Source organism: Brevibacillus sp. MS2.2 (assembly GCF_013284345.1).
Taxonomy (GTDB): Bacteria; Bacillota; Bacilli; order Brevibacillales; family Brevibacillaceae; genus Brevibacillus; species Brevibacillus brevis_C.
Map to the genome: position 1 here is coordinate 76,837 of NZ_JABSUZ010000028.1, position 8,276 is coordinate 85,112.

The 8,276-nt window shown below is 47.4% G+C and carries 5 protein-coding genes, 9 tRNA genes and 2 riboswitches; of the genes, 1 reads left to right on the forward strand and 13 read right to left on the reverse strand.

Going from position 1 to position 8,276, the window contains the following annotated elements; genetic code table 11:
* Positions 1-99: 99 nt before the first annotated feature.
* Positions 100-201: riboswitch (purine riboswitch) on the reverse strand.
* A gap of 137 nt (positions 202-338) precedes the next feature.
* Complete coding sequence (locus tag HP568_RS21740) at positions 339-824, forward strand: NTF2 fold immunity protein (RefSeq protein ID WP_173630205.1); 486 nt, start codon at positions 339-341, stop codon at positions 822-824.
* A gap of 66 nt (positions 825-890) precedes the next feature.
* Here HP568_RS21740 and guaA read toward each other — a convergent pair whose 3' ends face one another.
* The 13 genes from guaA to HP568_RS21805 all read right to left on the reverse strand — a co-directional run bounded on the left by guaA (position 891) and on the right by HP568_RS21805 (position 8,202).
* Positions 891-2,429: a glutamine-hydrolyzing GMP synthase gene (gene guaA / locus HP568_RS21745; RefSeq protein ID WP_048035672.1), complete on the reverse strand. Its 1,539-nt coding sequence runs from the start codon at positions 2,427-2,429 to the stop codon at positions 891-893.
* Positions 2,430-2,587: 158 nt separating this feature from the next.
* Positions 2,588-2,690: riboswitch (purine riboswitch) on the reverse strand.
* A gap of 20 nt (positions 2,691-2,710) precedes the next feature.
* Positions 2,711-4,945, reverse strand: a complete 2,235-nt coding sequence (locus tag HP568_RS21750) for a transglutaminase TgpA family protein (protein WP_048030959.1) — start codon at positions 4,943-4,945, stop codon at positions 2,711-2,713.
* 4 nt (positions 4,946-4,949) lie between these two features.
* Entirely contained in the window at positions 4,950-6,155 is a 1,206-nt protein-coding gene (locus HP568_RS21755) for a DUF58 domain-containing protein (RefSeq protein ID WP_048030957.1), read from the reverse strand.
* A 14-nt stretch (positions 6,156-6,169) separates the two neighbouring features.
* Positions 6,170-7,123, reverse strand: a complete 954-nt coding sequence (locus HP568_RS21760; protein ID WP_048030955.1) for an AAA family ATPase — start codon at positions 7,121-7,123, stop codon at positions 6,170-6,172.
* A gap of 196 nt (positions 7,124-7,319) precedes the next feature.
* A tRNA-Arg gene (locus tag HP568_RS21765) sits at positions 7,320-7,396 on the reverse strand.
* 7 nt (positions 7,397-7,403) lie between these two features.
* A tRNA-Gly gene (locus tag HP568_RS21770) sits at positions 7,404-7,479 on the reverse strand.
* 51 nt (positions 7,480-7,530) lie between these two features.
* Positions 7,531-7,612, reverse strand: a tRNA-Leu gene (locus tag HP568_RS21775).
* A gap of 66 nt (positions 7,613-7,678) precedes the next feature.
* A tRNA-Lys gene (locus HP568_RS21780) sits at positions 7,679-7,754 on the reverse strand.
* A 5-nt stretch (positions 7,755-7,759) separates the two neighbouring features.
* Positions 7,760-7,834: transfer RNA gene (locus tag HP568_RS21785), tRNA-Gln, on the reverse strand.
* A 4-nt stretch (positions 7,835-7,838) separates the two neighbouring features.
* A tRNA-Thr gene (locus HP568_RS21790) sits at positions 7,839-7,914 on the reverse strand.
* An 18-nt stretch (positions 7,915-7,932) separates the two neighbouring features.
* Positions 7,933-8,008 (reverse strand) — tRNA-Phe (locus HP568_RS21795).
* Positions 8,009-8,043: 35 nt separating this feature from the next.
* Positions 8,044-8,120: transfer RNA gene (locus HP568_RS21800), tRNA-Asp, on the reverse strand.
* Positions 8,121-8,125: 5 nt separating this feature from the next.
* Positions 8,126-8,202 (reverse strand) — tRNA-Met (locus HP568_RS21805).
* Positions 8,203-8,276: the final 74 nt, after the last annotated feature.

Sequence of the window (8,276 nt, forward strand, 5' to 3'; positions counted from 1 at the left end):
ACGTTTTTCACAAAAAAAAGGCCCAGACGCTCTTATCATGCGCCTGGCCATCAAACAAAACACTCCGGGAATAATTCCAAATATAATAACAAAATCAGATCCCGATGACATTTTGTTCGTAGCCAGGTCGTTAACGGCGACCATGTAGAAACTCTTGAGCCATATTCTCAAGAATATACGAACCTTCCTATATTACCTGCTCACATTGAGAAGTGTATCAGGTGACATAGGGAATGTCAACGAAAATACGAACGTTCATTTTTGGAAAGAGCTTAATATCCGGATATTTTCTAAGAAAGCCTGTGTTATACTTCATAATTAGATGGAGGAGATCCAAAATGAGCTTTATGGATGCTTGGGAGCAAATAATAGCGGAGCAGGAACGAGAACGTGACCGGCTTCGAGTCAATCGAATTACCATACGGATCGACGATAAGAAAAAGAGCAAGCACAACGTTCACCAAAAGGAAAAGGTCATCGAATATGGCCTGGTAGAACGTGATTTGTATGATGAGAATTTATTGGGGCGGTTTGAACTCTATTTCGCAGATCGCGACACTCTTCGCAAGCAAAATCGGTTTGGAGATGAATTTGCTTTTGGTGAGCTTACAGATGAACATGCAGTTGCCAGGGTAATCTTCTCCTATTTAGCGGAGCACTATTCTCAGTTTTTGGAGGAAACTCCCTTCGCTATCAGCTTCAACCCTATTGCAGAAGCTTGGATTATCGAAGGAACTCTTCCTCCGGGATGGCTAGGCGGGGTCATTTATATTGCTCTGGCAAAAGAAAATGGAGAGCTTCTTATGATGTATGGAACGAGATAATTTTTGCATAAAAAAACTCTCTTTTATTCGCCAATCACGCAAATAAAAGAGAGTCATTTTTTGCTCCTATTCCCACTCAATTGTTGCTGGTGGTTTGGACGTTACATCATACACAATGCGGTTTACATTGTCTACTTCATTCACGATACGCACAGAGATTTTCTCCAATACATCCCACGGAATGCGCGCCCAGTCAGCAGTCATACCATCAATGGACGTTACCGCACGAATCCCTACTGTGTAAGAATACGTACGAACATCTCCCATTACACCAACGGTCGTCATGTTTGGCAAAGCCGTGAAGTACTGCCAGATTTCCCGATCAAGACCTGCCTTGGCAATTTCCTCACGCAAGATCGCATCGGATTCACGAACGATCTTCAGTTTTTCTTCCGTCACTTCACCCAAAACACGAATGCCGAGGCCTGGTCCTGGGAACGGCTGACGCCAAACAATCTCATCTGGCAAGCCCAGCTCTGTACCCAGTTTGCGTACTTCGTCTTTGAACAATGTTTTCAATGGTTCAATCAACGTGAACTTCATGTCTTCTGGCAAACCGCCTACGTTGTGGTGCGATTTGATCGTTTGTGCAGTTGCTGTCCCGCTCTCCACGATATCGGTGTACAGCGTACCTTGTGCCAGGAAGTCCATATCTGTCAGCTTCGCAGCTTCTTCATCGAATACGTAAATGAACTCGTTACCGATGATTTTGCGCTTTTGCTCTGGGTCAGATACACCTTTGAGCTTGCTCATGAAACGCTCGCGAGCATCGATCTTGATCACTTTCATGGAGAATTTCTCAGAGAATGTCTCCATTACCCCTTCTGCTTCCCCTTGGCGAAGAAGACCGTGGTCAACGAACATACACGTCAATTGATCGCCAATCGCTTTGTGAATCAGTGCTGCTACTACGGAAGAATCCACACCACCGCTCAACGCACACAGTACTTGCTTGTTGCCGACTGTTTCACGAATGCGAACCAGCTCGTCCTCGATGAACGTCGTCATGCTCCAAGTCGCTTCACATCCACAAATGTTGAACAGGAAGTTTCCGATGAACTCAGTACCTTTTGCCGTATGAACTACTTCCGGATGGAACTGTACGCCATACAACTGACGCTCAGGGTTGCTGATCGCGGCTACTGGGCAGCTGTCGCTTACCGCATCAATGACAAATCCGGTTGGGAGCTCCACTACTTTGTCAGAGTGGCTCATCCACACGATTTCGTTCGCATCCCACTTGTCGTACAAGCTGTGTTTTTGCTGCATACGCAATTCAGCTTTTCCGTACTCACGTTTACCTGCGCGTTCTACTTTTCCGCCCGTCAAATGGCTCATCAACTGCATACCGTAGCAAATACCCAATACAGGCAAGCCCAGATCAAAAATTGCAGGGTCTACAGTTGGTGCTCCCTCTTCGTACACGCTGGCAGGTCCGCCAGAGAAAATAATCCCTTTTGGATTCATCTCTTTAATCTTTTCAACAGGTGTATTGAACGGTATCAATTCACTGTAAACACCCAGATCGCGTACACGGCGCGCGATCAACTGATTGTACTGGCCTCCGAAATCGAGTACGACGACCATTTCCATTGACTTGTCCATCATATCCCCCTTCTCCTGTAACATACAGGACGTGCAAGTGTCGGCATGCCATGCGAAGTTGTCGCATATTTGCAAAAAAGCCGGGACTGCTATCTCCGATAAACAATACGGAGGCAACGTCCCAGCTTGTGTACACATGTGCGGTTTGCATGTACAAAAATCCGATGTGCTCTCCTCGTAGTCGCCAAATTTACGGTCTAGCGGTAGAAACTTTCAGGCCCTATTCCTGATCATTATACGAGTCTCATTGATCGTCATTCTAGCAGATGAAACGGCATTGTTCAAGGCTTCAATTGACGGATTAACCGTTCGAGTATTTGCTCTGCTATTGTTCTTGCCTTTTGTTCCATTTGTTTGTAGCCATACACGGTACGTTCGTACAGCTCTGTCAAATAGCGCAGGTCTTGTCGCTTGTCTGCCGGCAGGGTCATCCTGCCCACGTACTCGCGCAACGTTTCTCCTGGCTGTCTGCGCGTGTAGACTCGCTCCATCATTCGCATTAGCAGATGGTACCGATCCGGGAACTCACTGCTTCGCTCTTGATTCAGTTGTCTGCGCATCCACCATAGCTGGATGTCTTGTCTGCGACGCCAGGCGATAATTCCTGCCACGACAGCGGCTACTGCCAAGCCCGCGTTTACTTGCCATGGAATTTTAATCCAACTGCCTGCTGGGCTGTCGCCCTCTTCCAACTCATTGAAACGTCCATTCCCACGATCGATGTCCGTTTGATTCTCCATGTTTGGCAACGGGATAGGGATCTCCGGCTTTGAGGTGACCAGATCGTAATTAAAACGAACAGGTGACATGAATGTACTCGTCGCTTCAAAAGGAACCCAACCAACCCCCGGGAAGTATACCTCTACCCACGAGTGAGCATCCTTGTTACGCACTTCTACAGTCTCGTAGTTAAACGCATCCGTTCCCACTCGTTCACCAGGTGCGAAGCCCTTGACCCAACGTGTCGGAATATCCAGAGTACGCAGCATAACCGCCATCGAGGTGGAGAAATGATCACAGTACCCTCGAAGGCTGTCAAACAAGAAGTGATCGACAAAATCCTGACCTTCTGCGGCGACTGGAACGTCTTTCGTTTCATACTTATATTTTCCACTTGAGCGCAAGTAATTCTCGATCGCTCTCACTTTGTCATAAGGAGTCTTCGCGTCCTTGGTAATCGTTGCAGCAAGCTCTCTCACTCGCGGAGGCACCGAGGCTGGCACTTGCAAATAGCGCTCTTTGATATCATCCGGATAGTTCGTCCCCGCATTTGTCACGGCCTTTTCACTGACAATCGGTACCTCTGTCTCGACCTTGTATTGATTCAGTTTGAGCAAAAGCGGATTAGGGCCGTACTCTGGCCGACCGTTTTTCTCACTCAGCTGAACCAAGTTGATTTTTCCTGCCCGTACTTCCAATTGCTGATTCATTTTGTCATAAACAACGGTTGCCTCTGGTGGAGCGTAGTTGCTCACCTTTTTCAGCTGACCTTGATAAAAGACAGTCGGGAATTGCTGCGGGCCCTTAAATTCTAATGTCGCTTGTACCTTCTTCGTTTCAAGCCCTTGGAACAGCGTATTTTCCCATGTATAGGTTTGCGGGTCCAGGATTGACTCGTACTCTCTATCGCCTTTTTCCCAGCCAACTCCCGTATACACGTCCTTCGAGTCACCACGCCAATAGCTGCGTTCGTTCGTCTTTGCAATAAATACTAATGTGTTATCTTGCAGGAAAGGACCGCCCAACCGTTCATCGTTGTTGTCGTATCCTACTTTTTTCATCACACCAACAGGGGTATCGTTTCCTTTCCCTGTTAAAAAGGCGATCGGATCAGGCCATGACGGTCCTGTCTTCGGTGCAGCATAACCGATGCCTATACAAGCCATAATGACCATCACCGAAGCCAGCAGCGAGTTGAGCATGATGCGGCTTCTCTTCCCTGTCAGTGTCGCCATGTTCGTCATCTTCATCAGATGGCTAATGGCCAGCATCAGGAAACCAATGGTCAGCGTCCGTACAACCCCTGCACTGGCATCATACGGGAGAAACGTATCCAACACCGCCAAATACAGTTCCGTCAAAAAGACAAACCATAAGCCTTGCCGTTGTTCCAGCACCAGATACGTTAACATCGTCGCTAACAACACCAAAACGAGATCAAACATGGTATTCCGCGACAAGATCGACATGCTGGCCCAATCCTGTTGAAACGCTAACGGAAGATCGTGTATCATCTGCCTGTACAATGCACCAATCCATTCCGTGTCAAAAAACGGTTTGTCAAATAAAGTAGCATGCAAAAGCACCATTAGCCCTATAGCCTTGATCGGCAAGGTTAGCCACCGATAAGGGATCAACAGGTCAATAATAATGACGCCAGCCACAATCGCATAAAACGGCCACAGAACGCCCGTATCGGTTAATGTCTGTAGAGGAATAAGCCACTCTCTTAACATCAGGAACAGAAGAAGGGCCAAGACCCATTCCCAAATCGTTGGACGCTTCCAAACGCTCATGAGTCTATGCACCTCCTATCCGTTTCCACTCTTGATCATCCATGTGAATAGACGTACATGTTACTTTGTTTGCGCCAAGCAGCTGCAACGCTTGCTTTTGTTCCTGCGAAATCGTTAACTCGCTCTGCATGAGAAACAACTGCACGCGTCTGCCTTTTTGAGCGAGTGTGACCAAACGACTGATCAACGTTTTTTCTACATGCGGTGTAATAATGATCAAAGTAACACCTTGAGGCTGCTCCAATGCTTCTCTTCCCACAATTCTTGCAAATAACTCTTGTCCTTCTGGCGCGACACGAGCTAATTGATCAAAAACTCTGAGGAAATGGGCATGGGACAGACCTGGTGGTATCGATATGCGTTCTGCTTGCTTGTACACGAGCCCATAATGGTATTGATTCCTATTGGCGTAGGCGATCAGACTCGCGGCTAGCTTCACTGCTGTTTCGAACAAGTGCACAGGCTTCCCTTGGTAGCTCGCCTTCTCTACATCAAGGAAAAAGACCGCCTGATTCATCGCCTGATGCTCAAACTCCTTCGTCTTTAGACCCGTCCCCCGTGCAGAAGCTCGCCAATGAATTTGGCTCAAGCGATCGCCCCGATGATAATCTCTTACGCCGCGTACTGCTGCTACGTCATCAGACCGTCGATGGGAAACATGCACAGTCCCACTAAAGCTCCCATCCCCCAGGGCCCAATGGGTCAATTCTTTGTATTTTGGATAAACGAGAAACTCCTGAGAAATCGAATAAACTTTGCGGCGCTCAAAAAATCCGAAAAAATCCCCACCGCTCACTACACATTCATCGAGACGATAGTATCCCCGTGGTACATTGGGTATAACATATCGAAACTCGACTTCCCTTTTGAACCACGGGAATATCAGTTGTCGATGCGGCTCATACACACCAGCCAGTCTCGCCGGCAATGGCTCCATAATCATATTCCATCCAAGCGGAAACCAAATTCTTCGGCGTAGACGTATCGTTACAATGACATCTTCCCCATCCTGTAGACGATTGCGATCTAGTTCACGTTCGACTTCTAGCTTCGTGAACATGAGTACATAAGCGACAATTTCATACAGGAGAAACACCAAACTACTATAGAAAAGAAACCAGCTTGAGAAGCCGCCTTGAAATTTTGCGAATACATAAGTGATCAGGACTAATGCGATTGCCTTGAGCCTACCCCACCTTTGCTTTCTCATCTGCAATCACCGCCTTAGCTTACCGGGACACGGGTCTCAGACAAGATCATAGCCAACACCCGATCTACGGTTGCTCCTTCCAGTCTTGCTTCTGGTTTCACAATCATACGATGTGCAAACACTACTGGAACTAGCTCCTTCACGTCATCTGGAATGACATAGTCACGTCCACGAACGAAGGCCAACGCCTGAACAGCCCGGAAAAGAGCAAGGGAACCGCGCGGGCTCACGCCTAGATAAATATGATGATGCTCACGCGTACGATGACACAGACGCACGATGTATTCTTTTATTCCTTCCGATACCTTGATCGTCGATACCTGGCGTTGAAGTTCCGCAAGCTCCGCTGTGGTTATAACCGGCTGAAGCTCTTCCAATGGATTCGCCGTAGAGAATCTGGACAACATCCGCATTTCTTCCTCTACTGTTGGATACCCCAAGCTTAATTGCATGAAAAATCGGTCCAATTGAGCTTCAGGTAATGGGAAGGTCCCTTCATACTCTAATGGGTTTTGTGTAGCCATCACAAAAAACGGCTCTGCCAATCGATACGTAGCACCATCGATTGTTACCGATCGCTCTTCCATTGCTTCCAAGAGTGCGGATTGTGTTTTTGGCGAAGTCCGGTTAATTTCGTCTGCAAGAATGACATTTGCAAAAATCGGCCCTTGACGGAACTCAAACTCCAGACTTTTTTGATTAAAGATAGCAACCCCTGTCACATCCGTTGGCAACAAATCTGGGGTAAATTGAATTCGTCTAAACTCACCGCTGATTGATTTGGACAATGCACGTACCATCATGGTCTTCCCAACGCCTGGTACATCTTCGAGCAAAACGTGACCATTCGCTAGAACAGCCGCTACCATCAGCTCAATTACAGAGCGTTTACCAATCAATACTTTTTCTATATTATCGATTAAACTGGCTATTGCAGGATTTACTTGTTCCAATTTGATAGGGTTCATGTTGATACAACTCCTGTTCCATGATATTCTTCCGCAGGTTTGTAACAGCTGTTCCTCCATGCTTTCAGCGTAATTCTAAAGTAATGGATGCAAATAGGAGATACAAGGGAAAAATGCTTAAAATTTGCAAAAATACACAAGTCATTATAAAAAAAAGAGTAGGATCTATTCCTACTCTTCGGTTTCATATGAAATATGGCGTGCCCTGAGAGATTCGAACTCCCGACCTTTTGATTCGTAGTCAAACGCTCTATCCAGCTGAGCTAAGGGCACAAATAAATGGAGCGGACGAAGGGTCTCGAACCCTCGACCTTCGCCTTGGCAAGGCGACGCTCTACCAATTGAGCTACGTCCGCATGTTACATCTTATGTGGTTTGTACTGAGGGCAAAGCTTTCTGTCATAGTATGGTGCGGGTGAAGGGACTTGAACCCCCACGGTTGCCCGCCAGAACCTAAATCTGGTGCGTCTGCCATTCCGCCACACCCGCATTTTACTTAGAACAGAAAAGGCATTACTGTTACTATCACGCAGCTTTGTTTATTCAACAAAAAACTGGTGAGCCATGAAGGACTCGAACCTTCGACCCTCTGATTAAAAGTCAGATGCTCTACCAACTGAGCTAATGGCTCGCAAATGGCTGGGGTACTAGGATTTGAACCTAGGAATGACGGAGTCAAAGTCCGTTGCCTTACCGCTTGGCTATACCCCAATGGTGGTGCCGGCAATAGGACTTGAACCCACAACCCCCTGATTACAAGTCAGGTGCTCTACCAATTGAGCTATACCGGCGCTGTTAAATTTAATTAGTGGTGGCTCGGGACGGAATCGAACCGCCGACACGAGGATTTTCAGTCCTCTGCTCTACCGACTGAGCTACCGAGCCATTTATGATTGATCTTCGCCATTCTTTAAGAAAAATGGCGGAGCTGACGGGACTCGAACCCGCGACCTCCGGTGTGACAGACCGGCGTGAACTCCAACTTCACCACAGCTCCATATTTGGTTGCGGGAGCAGGATTTGAACCTGCGACCTTCGGGTTATGAGCCCGACGAGCTACCGAGCTGCTCCATCCCGCGATAGTTAGGACGACTGAGTGTCAGTTTGCCACAGGACGTGGCGTTTTTAGCTGACCTTCCTTGTCCATTAATAT

What these genes read in the sequence shown, in the direction of transcription:
- HP568_RS21740 (WP_173630205.1), top strand. Translation starts at nt 339, where the DNA reads ATGAGCTTTATGGATGCTTGGGAGCAAATAATAGCGGAGCAGGAACGA.
- guaA (WP_048035672.1), bottom strand. Translation starts at nt 2,429, where the DNA reads ATGGACAAGTCAATGGAAATGGTCGTCGTACTCGATTTCGGAGGCCAG.
- HP568_RS21750 (WP_048030959.1), bottom strand. Translation starts at nt 4,945, where the DNA reads ATGAGCGTTTGGAAGCGTCCAACGATTTGGGAATGGGTCTTGGCCCTT.
- HP568_RS21755 (WP_048030957.1), bottom strand. Translation starts at nt 6,155, where the DNA reads ATGAGAAAGCAAAGGTGGGGTAGGCTCAAGGCAATCGCATTAGTCCTG.
- HP568_RS21760 (WP_048030955.1), bottom strand. Translation starts at nt 7,123, where the DNA reads ATGAACCCTATCAAATTGGAACAAGTAAATCCTGCAATAGCCAGTTTA.